The sequence below is a fragment of the Streptomyces sp. NPDC005722 genome, from assembly GCF_040630935.1.
Lineage (GTDB): Bacteria > Actinomycetota > Actinomycetes > Streptomycetales > Streptomycetaceae > Actinacidiphila.
In genome coordinates this window covers 255,549-271,450 of the sequence record NZ_JBEXYN010000002.1, presented here as the reverse complement: position 1 = coordinate 271,450, position 15,902 = coordinate 255,549, and the positions used below count along the sequence as shown (strand labels likewise).

The window sequence follows — 15,902 nt, the reverse complement described above, 5'->3', positions numbered from 1 at the left end:
GACTCCCTTGCGAGGCTTCGTTTCCTTGGTGAACATCAGCGTACGCCTGTGGATTCCGGGACGACCCGGGGGAGCGGCACGGCCGACTCCAGGACGCGGCGCAGGTGCTTCTCGATGACCGGGAGGACCTCGGCGACGGTGACCTCGCGGCCGAGCTCGTTGCTGAGCGAGGCCACACCGGCGTCCCGGATGCCGCACGGCACGATCCGGTCGAACCAGGTGTTGTCGGGGTTGCAGTTCAGCGCGAAGCCGTGCATGGTCACGCCCTTGGCGACGCGGATGCCGATGGCGCCGAGCTTGCGGTCCTCGCGGCGCTGGCCGGCGTTGGACGGCGCGTACTCGGGGCCGGAGAGGCGGGGGTCGAACTCCTCGTCGTGCAGCCGCGGGTCGAAGTCCAGAGTCAGCCCCGGGATCACCGGCGGCCGGTCCTCGATGGGGTCGCCCAGCACCCACACGCCGCTGCGGCCCTCCACCCGGGTGGTCTCCAGGCCGAACTCGGCGCACGCGTCGATCAGCGCCTCCTCCAGCCGGCGCACGTGCGCGACCACGTCCACCGGGCGCGGCAGTTTCAGGATCGGGTAGCCGACCAGCTGGCCCGGCCCGTGCCAGGTGATCTTGCCGCCGCGGTCGACGTCCACCACGGGGGTGCCGTCCAGCGGGCGCTCGCTGTCCTCGGTGCGGCGGCCCGCGGTGTAGACCGGCGGGTGCTCCAGCAGCAGGCACGTGTCGGGGATCTCGTCGGCGAAGCGCGCGGCGTGCACGCGGCGCTGTTCCTCCCACGCCTCCACGTACTCCACCGCGTCCTCGCCGAAGCCCAGGTGGACGAAGCGCAGGTCACTCACGGCCGCTCCCTTTGTGGTCCTTTGCGGCACCCCACCACGTGTCCGGAGCGCCTCAGCAACTGTACGTCCGGTGGGGCGGTGTCCTGCACGGGGCGGGGGCATTACCACCCGTCGAAGGGCAAAGGAAGCGTTCTACCGATATGTGGGTGCAGATTCACCCGATACGGCGAATGCGAGGCGCTCGAGTGGTGAGTGAGTCGATACAGAACGTTACATTCGCGCCGTTCTGCGGATGACCCGGCGGGCCGCGGACGGTGAACCGCCGCCCGCCCCGGACGCCCGCGACGCCGCGCACGCCCGAACACCCGCAACTCGTACGCCCGCACGCCCGGAAGGCAGGGGACCGCACCACTGATGTCCGACCGTTCCTCGCAGCGCCCCCCGAACCGTCAATTGGCCACCCTGATCGCCGAAGCCGGGTTCTCCAACGCCGGGCTCGCCCGGCGGGTGGACCAGCTCGGCATCGAGCACGGCCTGGACCTGCGGTACGACAAGACCTCCGTCACCCGGTGGTTGCGCGGCCAGCAGCCCCGGGGCACGACGCCCGCACTCATCGCCGAGGTCTTCACCCGGCGGCTCGGGCGGCGGCTGTCCGCCCACGACCTCGGCCTCGACGCCGTCGCCCCCGTCTACGCGGGGCTGGAGTACGCCTCCTCGCCCGAGGAGGCGGTGGAGATCGTCTCCGGGCTGTGGCGGAAGGACACCGGCAACCAGGCCGACCTCCGCAAGATCGCGTTCACCCCCGCGGGTCTGGTCGTCCCCAGCCGAGACTGGCTGATCGGCCGGGCCGACGACCGGGTGGGGCGGGGGCCCGAGCCGGGAACGGTCCCGTCCGGCGTCGCCGGTCCCGGCCACGGCGGCGCCCCGGGGGCCGCACGGCTGCCGGCGCAGCGGGCCGGCGGCGGCTCACGCGGGGCGCCCGCACCGGTCGCCGTCCCCGCGCCCACGGTGTTCGGCGGCAACGGCCAGCGGGTCGGCATGGGGGACATCGCCGCCCTGCGCTCCGTCGGCGAGCTCTTCCGCACCCTGGACAACGCCTACGGCGGCGGCCACGCGCGGCAGGCCCTCGTGCGCTACCTGGAGCACGAGGCCGAGCCCATGCTGCGTGGCGCCTACGGGGAGACCATGGGCCGCCGCCTGTTCGCCGCGGTCGCCGACCTCACCCGGCTCGCCGGGTGGACCTCGTACGACGTCGGCGCCCACGGCCTGGCCCAGCGGTACTTCGTGCAGGCCCTGCGGCTCGCACAGGCCGCCGGGGACCGGGTCTACGGGGGGTACGTCCTGGTCACGATGAGCCGCCAGGCGGTCTACCTCGGGCACGGCCGGGAGGCCGTCCAGCTGGCCCGGGTCGCCCAGCAGGGCGTCGGCAGTGGCGCCCCGCCGGTCGTGCAGGCGCTCTTCCACTCGGCGGAGGCACGCGGCCACGGGCTGCTCGGCGAGGTCCGCGCCTGCACGGCGGCCCTGGTGCGGGCCGAACGCGCCCTGGAGGCGGTCAGGAACGGCGACGACGTCCCGTCCTGGGCGCGCTTCTTCGACGAGGCCCAGCTCGCGGACGAGTTCGGCCACTGCCACCGCGACCTCGGGCAGTACCGCGCGGCCTCGCAGCACGCCGAGCGCTCCCTGCAACTGCGCGCCCACGGGTACGCCCGCAGCCGCGTCTTCTGCCGCACCGTGCTGGCCACCGCGCGGCTCGGCCTCGGCGAGGTCGACGCCGCCTGCGCCCTCGGCGCGGAGGCCATGCAGGCCGCCGTGGAGATGCGCTCGCTCCGCGCGCTCGAGTACGTCCGCGACTTCGGCCGGCGCCTCGACACCCACCGCGACGCCGCCCCCGTCCGCGCCTTCCACGACCGCGCGACGGCCCTGGGCGTCCCCGTCGGGTAGGCACCCGGAACGGCGGCAGGGGGGACGCCGCCGCTCCGGACGTCTCCTTGGGAGCCCGGCCCCGCGGGGCTCAGGCGGCCAGGGGTTCGGCCGGGGGCGCCGGGGGGAGGCCGACGTCCCGCAGGAGCCGCTGGGCGGCACGACGGCCGGACAGCAGGGCCCCCTGGACGGTGCTGGTGTCGCGGTGGTCGCCGCAGACGTAGAGGCCCTGCAGTATCCGCACCGGGCGGCGCAGGTCGTGCGGGGCCGTCATCGCGGGGAGCGCCTGCGCGTCGTGGTGGACGGCGAGCAGCTCCCACCCGCCCGTGGAGGTGCCGTAGAGCTCCGCGAGGTGGGCCCGGACGGCGATGTCGTCCGGGGCGGGGCCGGCGGCCGGGCCGAGCAGCACGGAGGTGACCAGGGCGCGGCCCACGGGGGCGCGGGAGGGGTCGACGAGGCTGGCCGGGAACGTGTGGGAGACGGGACCGCGCCGGTCCGCGTCGAGCACGAGCGCGGGCTGCTTCAGCGGCGCCGCCGGCGCGGCGTGGTGCAGGACCGTGACGCCGTGGAAGGCGGGCACCCGCAGCCCGGGCAGCAGTCCGGCCGCGGCGGCCGCCCCGGTGGCGACGACCACGGCCCGGCACGGGATCTCGTCGCCGCCCGCGGTGCGGACGCCGTTGGTCGCCGCGGCGACCGCCCGAACCCCGGTGCGGACCGTGCCGGGCGGCAGCGCGGCCGCCAGCGCCTGCGGCACCGTCGCCGCGCCGCCCGCCGGCAGGCACGTACGGCCGAGGGCGAAGCCGCGCAGGACCAGGTCGGCGACCCGGCTGGACGTCGTGAGGTCCGGGTCGCACAGCAGCGCGGACAGCAGCGGCCGCAGGTACCCGTCGAGTGTGCGGGGCGCGAAGCCGCGTGAGGCGAGGGCCGCGGCGGCCGTGGTCTCCGGGCGTTCCAGGAGGCGTTCGACGGGCGCGCCGGCGAGGCGGTTGAGGGCCGTCCGCAGCCGGGCCTTGTCCAGGGGCGAGCCGATCGGCGCGCGGGCGGCGGCGAGCGCCGCGCGCGGGTCGCCGACGCGGTAGCCGCGTCCGGCGGAGCGCACCAGGACGCCGGGCGAGAGCGGCCGCAGCTGCAGCCCCCGCAGTTCCGGGGTGCGGTCCAGCTCCGGGTAGGAGGTGTTGAGCAGTTGTGGACCCCGGTCGAGGAGGAAGCCGTCGACCTTCTCGGTGGCCATGCGGCCGCCGACCCGGTCCTCGGCCTCCAGCACGGTGACGGTGAGCCCCGCACCGGTGAGGTGACGCGCCGCGGAGAGACCGGCGAGGCCGGCCCCGATCACGCACACGTCCGTCTGTGAACCCGTAGAGCGTGCTGTAGAGAGCACGATGCCCCTCCCCGAGGTCGGCACGTTTCCCCGCGCGCGTCGGCTGGCGCTGGAACCGTCATGCCCACTCGCGCGCCAACTGATGCCGGAAAACGGCTGTGGGTGGCATTCAGTGCCTCTCTTCGGCCAGCGCGACGCGGATCGCCTCCTCGATCCCGGGGTGCGCGTGGGTGAACCCGGAGTCCAGCAGCACCCGCGGCACCGCGCGGGTGCTGCCCAGGATCTCGGAGGCGAACTCCCCGACGACGGTGCGCAGTACGGGCGCGGGGACCGCGAACAGCGTGGGCCGGCCCAGCACCCGCCCCATCGCCCGGGTCACCTCGGTGTTGGTCAGCGGCTCGGGCGCGCACAGGTTGACCGGCCCGGAGACGGACTCGGTGTCGACGATGTGGCGCAGCGCCGCGACCTGGTCGTGCAGGGAGATGAAGCTCCAGTACTGGCGCCCGTCGCCGAGCCGGCCGCCCAGGCCCGCCTTGAAGAGCGGGAAGAGCCGGCCCCACGCCCCGCCCCTGCCGGAGACGACCAGGCCGGTGCGGGAGAACGCGGTACGGATGCCGGCGTCACGGGCCGGCGCGGCGGCGGCCTCCCAGTCACGGCACACGGAGGGGAGGAAGCCGGTGCCCAGCGGCGCGCCCTCGTCGACCCGGCGGTCGCCGGTGTCGCCGTACGCGGTGATGCCGGAGCCGCTGACGAGCACCCGCGGCGGGGTGTCCAGCGAGGCGAGGGCGCGTACGAGGGTCCGCGTGCCCCGCACCCGGCTGTCGTGGATGGTCCGCTTGTACCCCTCCGTCCAGCGGTGGTCGCCGACCCCGGCGCCGGCGAGGTGGACGACGGCCTCCACGCCCACCAGCCCCGCGGTGTCGACGGTGCCCCCCTGCGGGTCCCAGCGCACCTCGTCCGGACCGGACGGCTCGCGCCGGACGAGGCGTACGACCTCGTGCCGGTCGGACAGCAAGGAGCGGACCAGGGCGGAGCCGATGAGGCCGGACGAGCCGGTGATGGCGATGCGCATGGGGACATCGTCGCGCGGAACGGCCCTTGCGGTGTGGGAAGGTGACACGCATGTCCGACATCCGTGTGCGCCCGGCAAGGCTCTCCGACGACCCCGCCCTCGTCCGTCTCGAGCGGGCGACCTGGTCGACCCTGCACGCGGTGCGGCCGCCGCGGGAGGAGAACGAGGACTTCTTCGGCGAGCGTTCGGGACCGGACGTGTTCCTGGTGGCGGAGACCGAGGGCCGTGTCGCCGGTTTCGTCGGGATGGTGCCGCCGACGCCGCTGGCCTCCAACGCCCATGTGCGCCAGATCCAGGGCCTGGCGGTGGACACCTGGGCGCGGGGCCGCGGGGTGGGGCTGGAACTCGTCCTGGCGGCCGTGTCGGACGCCCGCCGGCAGGGCGCGGTGCGCGTCACGCTGCGGGTGCTGGGCCACAACACCCCGGCCCGGCGGCTGTACGAGGCGGCCGGATTCAGCGTGGAGGGCGTCCTGCCGGGGGAGTTCCTGCTGGACGGCGTCTACGTGGACGACGTGTGCATGGGGCGCCGGGTCTGACGCGTCGCCGGGTCGTCGTCCTCGCGTCTCCCCGGATGCCGACGGGGCGGCCGGCGATGCGGGGCGGCCGGCGACACGGGGCGTACGGGGCCGGCTCAGCCGAAGCGCGCCCAGAGCCGGGGGAAGCGTTCCGCGACCGCGGCCGCGTTCTCGAAGTCGATGTAGACGCCCTCCGGCTCGGCGGGCTGCGCCGGCAGGTCCAGGTCCGGCAGCCGGACGCCGGTGAGCTGCTCGTACGCCTCGTCCGCCGCGTAGCCGAGGTCCTCGGCGTCACCGTCGACCTCCGGGTCGAACGAGTCGGTCATCTCCGCGAGGCTGTCGGGGTCGTGGACGGCCCCTTCGAAGACGTGCCGGCCCTGGCCGATGAGCCAGCACCGGAAGAAGTCGAACGCGTCGTCACCGGCGCCCCCCAGCATCAGGTCGGCGGCGCCCCACACGTCCCAGCGGTAGGCCCGGTTGAAACGGCTCTCGAAGTGCCGCGCGAAGTCGACGACGGACTCCGGGTCGAGCTGGGTCAGCCGTTCCACCAGCAGGTCGGCGTGCTCCTCCGGGTCGCCCCCCGCTGCCTCTCGCGTGCTGTCGACGATCTCCCAGAACTCCGTCTCGTCCATCACCGCTCCAGCATCCTGGCTGCGGCCCTCCGACGCACGCGGAACACGGCAGACGCGGCCCTCAGAAGTAGACGGCCGCCATGGCGCGGACGGCATCGGTCAGCCGCTCGCGCAGGGTCTCCGGGCCGAGCACCTCTGCGTCGGGGCCCAGGGACAGCAGTTGTTCGTAGGCGACGTCCTGGCCCTCGACGGGGAGCGTGACGGTGACCCGCCTCGTTGCGTCCGGCGGCCCGGCCGCGGCGAGGGCCTCGCGGGCGGCGGTGCGGTCGGTGACGTACGGCAGGCGCCGGGCGCCCTCGGGCGTCAGGCGCACGACGACCTCGTCGCGCAGCACCGAGCGGGCGAACTCGGCGGCGCGGGCCTCCCAGAACGCGGGCAGGTCGAACTCCGGGTCCCTGACGAAACGATCCTCCGTGGGCTCCGCCGCGGTGAACCGGTCCACCCGGTAGACCCGTACGTCCGCGCCGCAGCGCGCCACGGCGTACCAGACACCCGCCTTGAGCACGAGGCCGTACGGATCGAGCTCGCGCTCCACCTCCTGCGCCCCGCGCAGGTACCGGGCCCGCAGCCGGCGGTCCCCCCACACCGCCGCGGCGAGCGCCGGCAGCAGCCGTGGCGTCTCCGGTTCCTGCCACCAGCCCGGCGCGTCCAGGTGGAAGCGCTGGGCCGCCGAGCGCGGCGCGTCGCGCAGTTCGGGCAGCAGGGCGGCCGAGACCTTCAGGCGGGCCGAGGAACCGGCGTCGTGCAGGCCCATGGCCCGCAGCGCGGCGGGCACGCCGGACAGGAAGAGCGCCTCCGCCTCCGCACGGGCCAGCCCGGTCAGCCGGGTGCGGTAGCCGTCGACCAGGCGGTAGCCGCCGGCGCGTCCCCGCTCGGCGTAGACCGGCACCCCCGCCTCCGACAGGGCCAGCACGTCCCGGCCGACGGTGCGCTCGGACACCTCCAGGGCCCTGGCGAGTTCGGTCGCCGTCATCGACTCGCGGGACTGGAGCAGGAGGACGAGGTGGATCAGTCGTGCCGCACGCATACCCCGAGGCTATGCGGTCGCCCACGGCACCGGGACGGGGCCGGTCCGGGAGGTCCGGACCGGCCCCGCCGGGGCCCGCTGCGGCCGCGTCGTCGCGGGGGGAAGGACACCGCAGCGCGCAACCCGCCGGGGCGGCCGGGCCGGTGGGGGCGGTGGCGCCCCGGCGGGAGCAGGTGGCGGTGGCGGTGACGTGCCCGTCACCGTCCGGCCATCCGCCGTCGCCGCGGGGCGGGTTCACCGGAGTGCGGGTCCCCGCCCTGCCCCCGGGAGTACGTCCGCCGGGCCTGGACCGTTCAGTCGGACCCGGACCGTTCAGCCCGGCCCGGAACCGGCGGCGGACGGCGGGACCACGGGCGCGGAACGGCCGAGGCCCCAGCCCGGGAAGGGGCTGGGGCCTCGGCCGTCGTACGGTCCCGCGAGGACTCCGGTCGGTTACAGACCGAGGTCGCCCTCGAACTCGCCGGCCTCGAGACGGGCCTTGACGTCGTTGAGGTAGCGGGCGGCGTCCGCGCCGTCGACCAGCTGGTGGTCGTACGACAGGGTCAGGTACGCCACGTCGCGGATCGCGATGGTCTCACCCAGGTCCGGGTGGTTGATCACGACCGGGCGGCGCACGGTGGCGCCGATGCCCAGCTCGGCCACCTGCGGGAAGTTCACGATGATCGTGTCGAACAGCGCACCGCGCGAACCGGTGTTGCTGATCGTGAACGTGCCGCCGGACAGGTCGTCCGGGCTGATCTTCTTGTTGCGGACCTTGCCGGCCAGCTCGGCGGTCTTCTTGGCGATGCCGGCCAGGCTCAGGTCGCCGGCGCCCTTGATGACCGGGACCATCAGGCCCTGCTCCGAGTCCACCGCGATGCCGACGTTCTCGACGTCGTGGTAGGTGACGGTGCCGTCCTCGTTGATCTTGGCGTTGATGACCGGGTGGGCCTTCAGCGCCTCGGCGGCGGCCTTGACGAAGAACGGCATCGGCGAGAGCTTGACGCCCTCGCGGGCCAGGAAGGACTCCTTGGCCCGGGCCCGCAGCTTCATGATCCTGGTGACGTCCACCTCGACCACGGTCGACAGCTGCGCCTGGCTGTGCAGGGCCTTCATCATGTTCTCGGCGATGACCTTGCGGATGCGGGTCATCTTGACCGTCTGCCCGCGCAGCGCGGCGGCGGCGGCCGGCACCGTGACGCCCGCGGACGGGGCCGGGGCGGTCGGCGCGGCAGCGGCGGCCTTGGCGGCCTCGGCGGCGGCCAGGACGTCCTGCTTGCGGATGCGGCCACCGACACCGGTGCCCTTGACCGAGGCCAGGTCCACGCCGTTCTCGGCCGCGAGCTTGCGGACCAGCGGGGTCACGTACGCGCCCTCGTCGGTCGGCGCGGTCGCCGAGGGGGCGGCAGCGGCGGCCGGGGCCGGGGTGACCGGAGCCGGAGCGGCGGCCGGGGCGGGAGCCGGGGCCGGAACGACCGGAGCCGGAGCCGGAGCCGGGGCGGGCGCCGGGGCGGGCGCGGGAGCCGGGGCCGCAGGAGCGGCCGGGGCGGGCGCCGGAGCCGCGGCGGCCGGGGCCGGAGCGGGGGCGGCGGGAGCCGGGGCGGCGGCGGGCGCGGCACCGGCGGCACCGACGACGGCGAGCTTGGCGCCGACCTCGGCGGTCTCGTCCTCACCGACGAGGATCTCCAGCAGCGTGCCGGCGACCGGGGACGGGATCTCGGTGTCGACCTTGTCGGTGGAGACCTCGAGCAGCGGCTCGTCGGCCTCGACGCTCTCGCCGACCGCCTTGAGCCAGCGGGTGACGGTGCCCTCGGTGACGGACTCGCCCAGCGCCGGCAGCAGCACCGGGGTGCCCTCGGCACCGCCGGCCGGAGCCGCGGCGGGGGCCGGGGCCGGAGCCTGCGCGGCGGGGGCCGGGGCGGGGGCGGGAGCCTCCTGCACCGGAGCCGGCGCAGGTGCCTCGGCCGCGGCCGGGGCGGGGGCGGCAGCGGGGGCACCGGTGCCGTCGTCGATGACGGCCAGCTCGGCGCCGACCTCCACCGTCTCGTCCTCGGCCACCTTGATGGAGGAGAGGATGCCGGAGGCGGGCGCCGGGATCTCGGTGTCGACCTTGTCGGTCGACACCTCGAGCAGCGGCTCGTCGGCCTCGACGCGCTCACCCTCGGCCTTGAGCCAGCGGGTGACGGTGCCCTCGGACACGCTCTCGCCGAGCGCCGGCAGGGTTACGGAAACCGCCATGGTTTCGGTTGCTCCTAACGATCTGTGCGGATGGTTCTGCGTGTCCGTGTGTCAGTCGTGCGAGTGCAGCGGCTTGCCGGCCAGCGCGAGGTGGGCCTCGCCGAGGGCCTCGCTCTGCGTCGGGTGCGCGTGGATGAGCTGCGCGACCTCCGCGGGCAGGGCCTCCCAGTTGTAGACCAGCTGGGCCTCGCCGACCTGCTCGCCCATGCGGTCACCGACCATGTGGACGCCGACCACCGCACCGTCGCGGACCTGGACGAGCTTGATCTCGCCCGCGGTCTTGAGGATCTTGCTCTTGCCGTTGCCGGCCAGGTTGTACTTGAGGGTGACGACCTTGTCCGCGCCGTACAGCTCCTTGGCCTTGGCCTCGGAGATGCCCACGGAGGCGACCTCGGGGTGGCAGTACGTGACGCGCGGCACGCCGTCGTAGTCGATCGGCACGGTCTTCAGACCGGCCAGCCGCTCCGCGACGAGGATGCCCTCGGCGAAGCCGACGTGGGCCAGCTGCAGGGTCGGGACGAGGTCACCGACAGCGGAGATGGTGGGCACGTTGGTGCGCATGTACTCGTCGACGAGGACGTAGCCGCGGTCCATGGCGACCCCGGCCTCCTCGTAGCCCAGGCCCTGGGAGACCGGGCCGCGGCCGACGGCCACGAGCAGGACCTCGGCCTCGAACTCCTTGCCGTCGGCCAGGGTGACCTTGACGCCGCCGGCGGTGTACTCGGCCTTGGAGAAGAAGGTGCCGAGGTTGAACTTGATGCCCCGCTTGCGGAAGGCACGCTCCAGCAGCTTGGAGCTGTTCTCGTCCTCGGCCGGCACGAGGTGCGGCAGGCCCTCGACGATGGTGACGTCGGCGCCGAAGGACTTCCACGCCGAGGCGAACTCGACGCCGATGACACCGCCGCCGAGGATGATCGCCGACTTCGGCACGCGGTCCAGGACCAGCGCGTGGTCGGAGGAGATGATGCGGTCGCCGTCGATGGCGAGGCCCGGCAGCGACTTCGGCACGGAGCCGGTCGCCAGCAGGACGTGCCGGCCGGTGTAGCGCTGGCCGTTGACGTCCACGGAGGTCGGGGAGGAGAGCCGGCCCTCGCCGGTCACGTAGGTGACCTTGCGGGAGGCCACCAGGCCCTGCAGGCCCTTGTAGAGGCCCGAGATCACGTCGTCCTTGTACTTGTGGACCCCGGCGATGTCGATGCCCTCGAAAGTGGCCTTGACACCGAACTGCTCGGCCTCGCGGGCCTGGTCCGCGATCTCACCGGCGTGCAGCAGAGCCTTCGTGGGGATGCAGCCGCGGTGCAGGCAGGTGCCGCCGAGCTTGTCCTTCTCGATCAGGGCGACGTCCAGACCGAGCTGCGCCGCGCGCAGCGCTGCGGCGTAGCCGCCGCTACCGCCACCGAGGATCACTAGGTCGAAAACGGTGCTGGCGTCGTTCGCCACGTCACGTCCTCCATGCATGGATACGCCGGAGCCGGTCCGTCGTGACCGGGCGGCGGCTTTTGTTCGGCCGCTTCTGTTGAACGGGGCCCTGTCGTGCCGAGACAACATCTTCGCACCTGTTCGGGGCGGACGAGGCACCGGGCCGCTGTCTGAGACGTACGGAACGTCCCGGGCGGGTGCTACTCGCCGGTATCCCCTACGGAATACGGAGCGGTTGTGCTCTTTGCTCGCTCTTGGCGAACGCGTACGGCCCCGGATGCCATACCCGGGGCCGTACGGAATGTGCCGAGTCTTACACCGCGGTCAGAGCAGCTCGCCCTCGCCGGCCTTCTCGGCCAGGCGCACCAGGGTGCGGATCGCCGAGCCGGTGCCGCCCTTGGGGGTGTAGCCGAAGGGGCCGGACTCGTTGAACGCCGGGCCCGCGATGTCGACGTGGGCCCAGGTGATGCCCTCGCCGACGAACTCCTTCAGGAACAGGCCGGCCGCCAGGCCGCCGCCCATGCGCTCGCCCATGTTCGCGATGTCCGCGGTGGGGGAGTCCATCGCCTTGCGCAGGTCCGTGGGGAGCGGCATCGGCCAGGACTGCTCGCCGACCTCGGTCGCGGTCTCGTGCACGGCGGTGCGGAAGGCGTCGTCGTTGGCCATGACGCCGAAGATGCGGGTGCCGAGGGCCAGCACCATGGCGCCGGTCAGGGTCGCCACGTCGATGATCGCGTCGGGCTTCTCCTCCGAGGCGCGGGTGAGGGCGTCGGCCATCACCAGGCGGCCCTCGGCGTCGGTGTTGAGCACCTCGACGGTCTTGCCGCTGTACATCTTCAGCACGTCGCCGGGGCGGGCGGCGCTGCCCGAGGGCATGTTCTCGGCGAGCGCCAGCCAGCCGGTGACGTTGACGGGCAGGCCCAGGCGTGCGGCGGCGACCACGGTGGACAGCACGGCGGCGGCGCCGCTCATGTCGCACTTCATGGTCTCGTTGTGACCGGCCGGCTTCAGGGAGATGCCGCCCGAGTCGTAGGTGATGCCCTTGCCGACCAGCGCCAGGTGCTTGGCGCCCCGGCCCTTGGCGCCGGTGTAGGCGATCTTCACCAGGCGGGGCGGGTTCGCCGAGCCCTGGCCGACGCCCATGATGCCGCCGTAGCCGCCCTTGACCAGGGCCTTCTCGTCCAGCACCTCGATCTTGAGGCCGTGCTCCTTGGCGGCCTCCTGGGCGAACGCGGCGAAGGACTTCGGGTGGAGGTCGTTCGGCGGCATGTTGATCAGGTCGCGCGCCCGGTTGACCTCGGCCGCGACGACCGTGGCCCGCTCGGCGGCGGCCTTGACCGCCTTGTCCCGCGGCTTCGCCCCGACGAGCGCGACCTCGGCGAGCGGGGCCTTGCCGTTGGAGGACTGGTACGCGGTGTACACGTAGGCACCGAGCAGCGCGCCCTCGGCGACGGCCTGCGCGGCGTCCGCGTCCTGCACGGGGAGCGCGTAGGCGGCCTTCTTCGAGCCGGCGAGCGCGCGGGCGGCGGCGCCCGCGGCCTTGCGCAGCGCCTCGGTGTCGTAGGCGGCGCCGTCGGCGGGCGCCTCACCGAGCCCGACCGCCAGCACGACCGGGGACTTCAGGCCGTCCGGAGCGGGGAGCTTGGTCACCTCACCCTCAGCGCCCGAGGCGCCCAGTGTCTCGAGCGTCGCGGCGAGCCGGCCGGCGAAGGCCTGGTCCACCGACTCCGCCCCGGCGGCGACCTCGGGGCCCTTGGCGCCCTTGGTCACGCCGACGACGACGGCGTCAGCGCGCAGCGCTGCCGCGGAGGAGGTGCTGAGAGTCAGTGCAGTCACGGTGATGCGGATCCTGTTCCTTCGGGGGTCCAATACTTGACGCCGGACTCCGTCCGGCTCCCCTCGTGTCCCGACGCCGGGCGTCCTTCGCGGCACGGGACGGGGGTGCAGGACCGACCTTACGCTCACTGCTGTCACTTGCGACCACGACCTGCGCCCATGACGGCCAAGGCGCGGGTTTTCCCTATGGGAGCGCGCCCGCCGCGCACCCCCGGCGCGGCCCCGACCCCCGTCCGTACGGCGGGAGTCGGCGGATCCGCGACGCCCCGCGCGGTCGCCGTACGGCGCTCAGCCGAGGGTCAGCACCAGCAGCACGGTCGTCGCCGCGGTCTCGCACAACGCGCCGAGGACGTCACCGGTGACCCCGCCCAGGCGCCGGCGGCAGCGGCGCAGCAGCAGTTCCGCGGCGGCCGTGGCCGCCGCCGCGGCCGCCGCGCAGCGCACCGCGTCCGGCACGCCGTGGGCGGCCCCCGCGGCGGCGCAGACCGCCACCGTCACCGCGGCGAGCAGCCAGGCGGCACGGGCGGGGACGGCGCCCGCCACGGCCGCGCCGAGCCCGCCGGGCCGGGCCGCGGGCACACCCTCGCGGCAGGCCAGCGTCATCACGGCGCGCGAGGTGAGCCCGGCCAGGGCGGCGGCCACCGCGCCCCGGGTCCAGGACTGGCCGTACAGCCCGGCGAGCGCGGCGACCTGCGCCAGCAGCACCAGGACCAGGGTGAGCACGCCGAAGGGCCCGATGTCGGACTGCCGCATGATGCGCAGCGCGTCCTCGGCGGGCTTGCCGCTGCCCAGTCCGTCGGCGGTGTCGGCCAGCCCGTCCAGGTGCAGCCCCCGCGTCAGGGCGGCCGGAACGGCGACGCCCGCGACCGCGGCGAGCAGCGGACCCGCGCCGAAGAGCAGCAGCAGTCCGCCGGCGGCCGCCGCGCACAGGCCCACGACCAGTCCGGCCAGTGGCGCCCAGAGCATCCCCGCGTGGGCCGCGGGGCGGTCCCAGCGGCCGACCCGGACCCGCAGCACCGTCAGCGTGCCGAAGGCGAAGCGCAGTCCCTCGGCGGCCGTGGCGGCCGTGGCGGCGGTGGCGACCGTGGGGGCCGCGGCGGCGGGAGGAGCGGGTTCGGGCGCGGGGTCGGGCGCGGGGTCGGCGGTCATGGCGTGCAGGGTAACCGCCGGACCCGGACCGTATAGTGCCGCGTACGGGGCGAACCGGGAGCAATCGGCATGGGTGACTGGTGGTACCGCAACATCGTCGAGCCGGGAAAGCTGCCGCTGCTCCTCGCGCTGGCCGCGTTCGTACTGACCTTCCTGGTCACGCGGATGATCACCCGTCTCATCCGGGCGGGCAAGGGCCCCTTCCGCAACATCTCCTCCGGCGGCACCCACATCCACCACGTGGTGCCCGGGATCATCCTCATGACGATCGGCGGCTTCGGGGGCGTCGCCAGCTCCTCACGGGGCTTCGGCGCCGCCCTGTCCGCCGTTCTGTTCGGCGCCGGAGCGGGCCTGGTGCTCGACGAGTTCGCGCTGGTGCTCTACCTCGACGACGTGTACTGGAGCGATCGCGGCCGCAAGAGCGTCGAGGCCGTCGTCGTCACCTTCTCCGTCGTCCTGATGATGCTCTGCGGCCTGGTCCCCTTCGGCGTCGACTCGCTCACCCCGGACGAGCAGCAGAGCCGCGTCTCGGTGATCCTCACCATCGCCGTCAACTTCCTGTTCGTCCTGGCCGCCCTCATCAAGGGCAAGGTGCGCTCCGCCGTCGTCGGCGTCTTCGTGCCCTTCGTCGCCCTGTACGCCGCCCTGCGGCTGGCCCGCCCCGACTCGCTGTGGGCGGAACGGCTCTACCCCCGCCGTCCCCGTACCGCCCGGCGGGCCGAGGCCCGCGCCGCCCGCCACGACGCCCGCTGGTCGGGCCCGCTGCGGCGTGTCCAGGACTGGATCGGCGGCTTTACCGAACGCTGAGGCCCGGGCCCCGGAGGCAGACGCAGGCGAATGCCACCGGACAGCCCCACGACCAGGGCCGGTTGGTCCTCGGCGCGGAACGGCGCATCGATCCACCACCACCGGGAGAAGCACCCCGGCCCCGAACGCCCCCGCCCACGGGGGCCGAGGTGTCAGAAACGTTCCGGCAGCTCCGCCGACAGGGCGGCCGCGGCCTTCAGCAGGGGCAGCGCCAGCAGCGCTCCGGTGCCCTCACCCGCCGTCACCTTCTGGTCGAGCAGCGGCTCGATGGACAGCCGGTCCAGCGCCTTGACCTGGCCCGGCTCCCCGTTGGCCTGCCCGGCCAGCCACCAGTCCGGCGCCCGGAAGGCGATCCGCTGCGCGACCAGCGCGCACGCCGCCGACACCACGCCGTCCAGCACCACCGGCAGCTTCCGCACCGAGGCCTGCAGCAGGAAGCCGGTGATCGCCGCCATGTCCGCGCCGCCGACCGCAGCCAGCAGCTCCAGCTGGTCGCCGAGCACGGGCCGGGCCCGCCGCAACGCGTCGCGGATCGCCGCGCACTTGCGCATCCACGCGATGTCGTCGATGCCCGAACCGCGGCCGGTCACCACCGAGGCGTCCGTGCCGCACAGTGCCGCGATCAGCACGCCGGCCACCGTCGTGCCGCCGACGCTCAGGTCGCCGAGGAGCACCAGGTCCGTGCCGGAGTCCGCCTCCTCGTCCGCGACGGCCATACCGGCCCGGAACGCCGCCTCGGCCTCCTCGGCCGTCAGCGCGTCCTCCACGTCGATCCGGCCGGAACCGCGCCGTACGCGGTGCGCCGTCACGTCCGGGGGCAGGTCCTCGGCCGGGGCGTCCACGCCCACGTCCACCACCCGGACCGCCGCGCCGTACTGACGGGCCAGCACGTTGACCGGCGAGGCGCCGTCCAGGACCCGCCGCACCAGTTCCACCGCGGTGCCCTCGGGGCGGGCCGACACCTTCAGGGCCGCCACCCCGTGGTCCGCCGCGAAGAGCACCGTCTTGGGGTGCTCGACCGGGCGCACGGTCGCCGTGCCCTGGGCCGCCGACAGCCAGTCGGCGAGCTCGGCGAGCCCGCCGAGCGCGCTCGCCGGACGCACCAGCCGCTGCCAGCGGTCGCGTGCGTCACGGCGCACACCGGCGTCCGGACGCTCCACCAGGGTCGCGAAGTCATCAAGGTTCAGGCCGCTCACGGGGTCGAACAC

The 15,902-nt window shown here is 74.5% G+C and carries 13 protein-coding genes; 3 read left to right on the top strand and 10 right to left on the bottom strand.

The annotated features are described in order from the left end of the window. Positions 1-35: 35 nt before the first annotated feature. Positions 36-842 (bottom strand): lipoyl(octanoyl) transferase LipB, encoded by an 807-nt coding sequence (gene lipB / locus ABZ479_RS03360; RefSeq protein ID WP_500459601.1) that lies wholly within the window; start codon positions 840-842, stop codon positions 36-38. A gap of 354 nt (positions 843-1,196) precedes the next feature. Here lipB and ABZ479_RS03355 point away from each other — a divergent pair, with 354 nt between their 5' ends. Continuing rightward, positions 1,197-2,723 carry an NsdA family TPR-like regulatory protein gene (locus ABZ479_RS03355; protein WP_500459600.1) on the top strand — a complete coding sequence of 509 codons (1,527 nt, stop codon included), beginning with the start codon at positions 1,197-1,199 and terminating at the stop codon, positions 2,721-2,723. Positions 2,724-2,793: 70 nt separating this feature from the next. On the opposite strand, the gene ABZ479_RS03350 is transcribed toward ABZ479_RS03355, so the two are convergent. After that, the gene (locus ABZ479_RS03350) at positions 2,794-4,035 is read right to left on the bottom strand and encodes an NAD(P)/FAD-dependent oxidoreductase (protein WP_500459599.1); all 1,242 of its coding nucleotides are present in this window, start codon (positions 4,033-4,035) and stop codon (positions 2,794-2,796) included. Between the two features lie 154 nt (positions 4,036-4,189). Then, on the bottom strand, positions 4,190-5,092 hold the full coding sequence (locus ABZ479_RS03345; RefSeq protein WP_500459598.1) for a TIGR01777 family oxidoreductase: 903 nt from the start codon (positions 5,090-5,092) through the stop codon (positions 4,190-4,192). Between the two features lie 50 nt (positions 5,093-5,142). Here ABZ479_RS03345 and ABZ479_RS03340 point away from each other — a divergent pair, with 50 nt between their 5' ends. After that, entirely contained in the window at positions 5,143-5,628 is a 486-nt protein-coding gene (locus ABZ479_RS03340; RefSeq protein WP_499598113.1) for a GNAT family N-acetyltransferase, read from the top strand. Between the two features lie 95 nt (positions 5,629-5,723). Here ABZ479_RS03340 and ABZ479_RS03335 read toward each other — a convergent pair whose 3' ends face one another. The 6 genes from ABZ479_RS03335 to ABZ479_RS03310 all read right to left on the bottom strand — a co-directional run bounded on the left by ABZ479_RS03335 (position 5,724) and on the right by ABZ479_RS03310 (position 13,887). After that, entirely contained in the window at positions 5,724-6,239 is a 516-nt protein-coding gene (locus ABZ479_RS03335) for a DUF4240 domain-containing protein (RefSeq protein WP_499598110.1), read from the bottom strand. Between the two features lie 61 nt (positions 6,240-6,300). Further along, positions 6,301-7,266 carry a helix-turn-helix transcriptional regulator gene (locus ABZ479_RS03330; RefSeq protein WP_500459597.1) on the bottom strand — a complete coding sequence of 322 codons (966 nt, stop codon included), beginning with the start codon at positions 7,264-7,266 and terminating at the stop codon, positions 6,301-6,303. A gap of 432 nt (positions 7,267-7,698) precedes the next feature. Continuing rightward, on the bottom strand, positions 7,699-9,483 hold the full coding sequence (sucB, locus tag ABZ479_RS03325; RefSeq protein ID WP_500459596.1) for a 2-oxoglutarate dehydrogenase, E2 component, dihydrolipoamide succinyltransferase: 1,785 nt from the start codon (positions 9,481-9,483) through the stop codon (positions 7,699-7,701). 51 nt (positions 9,484-9,534) lie between these two features. Further along, positions 9,535-10,923 (bottom strand): dihydrolipoyl dehydrogenase, encoded by a 1,389-nt coding sequence (gene lpdA / locus ABZ479_RS03320; RefSeq protein WP_500459595.1) that lies wholly within the window; start codon positions 10,921-10,923, stop codon positions 9,535-9,537. A 303-nt stretch (positions 10,924-11,226) separates the two neighbouring features. Continuing rightward, positions 11,227-12,738, bottom strand: coding sequence for a leucyl aminopeptidase (locus ABZ479_RS03315; RefSeq protein ID WP_500459594.1), 1,512 nt, complete (start codon positions 12,736-12,738; stop codon positions 11,227-11,229). 288 nt (positions 12,739-13,026) lie between these two features. Beyond that, positions 13,027-13,887: an adenosylcobinamide-GDP ribazoletransferase gene (locus tag ABZ479_RS03310; protein ID WP_500459593.1), complete on the bottom strand. Its 861-nt coding sequence runs from the start codon at positions 13,885-13,887 to the stop codon at positions 13,027-13,029. A 69-nt stretch (positions 13,888-13,956) separates the two neighbouring features. On the opposite strand from ABZ479_RS03310, the gene ABZ479_RS03305 reads away from it, so the two are divergent. Next, positions 13,957-14,694 carry a hypothetical protein gene (locus ABZ479_RS03305; RefSeq protein ID WP_500459592.1) on the top strand — a complete coding sequence of 246 codons (738 nt, stop codon included), beginning with the start codon at positions 13,957-13,959 and terminating at the stop codon, positions 14,692-14,694. A gap of 152 nt (positions 14,695-14,846) precedes the next feature. On the opposite strand, the gene cobT is transcribed toward ABZ479_RS03305, so the two are convergent. Beyond that, complete coding sequence (cobT, locus tag ABZ479_RS03300) at positions 14,847-15,890, bottom strand: nicotinate-nucleotide--dimethylbenzimidazole phosphoribosyltransferase (protein ID WP_500459591.1); 1,044 nt, start codon at positions 15,888-15,890, stop codon at positions 14,847-14,849. Between the last annotated feature and the right edge of the window lie 12 nt (positions 15,891-15,902).

Coding starts and splice junctions, on each gene's coding strand:
- ABZ479_RS03335 (WP_499598110.1), bottom strand. CDS start 6,239: ATGGACGAGACGGAGTTCTGGGAGATCGTCGACAGCACGCGAGAGGCA.
- ABZ479_RS03345 (WP_500459598.1), bottom strand. CDS start 5,092: ATGCGCATCGCCATCACCGGCTCGTCCGGCCTCATCGGCTCCGCCCTG.
- ABZ479_RS03355 (WP_500459600.1), top strand. CDS start 1,197: ATGTCCGACCGTTCCTCGCAGCGCCCCCCGAACCGTCAATTGGCCACC.
- ABZ479_RS03305 (WP_500459592.1), top strand. CDS start 13,957: ATGGGTGACTGGTGGTACCGCAACATCGTCGAGCCGGGAAAGCTGCCG.
- ABZ479_RS03330 (WP_500459597.1), bottom strand. CDS start 7,266: ATGCGTGCGGCACGACTGATCCACCTCGTCCTCCTGCTCCAGTCCCGC.
- sucB (WP_500459596.1), bottom strand. CDS start 9,483: ATGGCGGTTTCCGTAACCCTGCCGGCGCTCGGCGAGAGCGTGTCCGAG.
- ABZ479_RS03340 (WP_499598113.1), top strand. CDS start 5,143: ATGTCCGACATCCGTGTGCGCCCGGCAAGGCTCTCCGACGACCCCGCC.
- ABZ479_RS03310 (WP_500459593.1), bottom strand. CDS start 13,887: ATGACCGCCGACCCCGCGCCCGACCCCGCGCCCGAACCCGCTCCTCCC.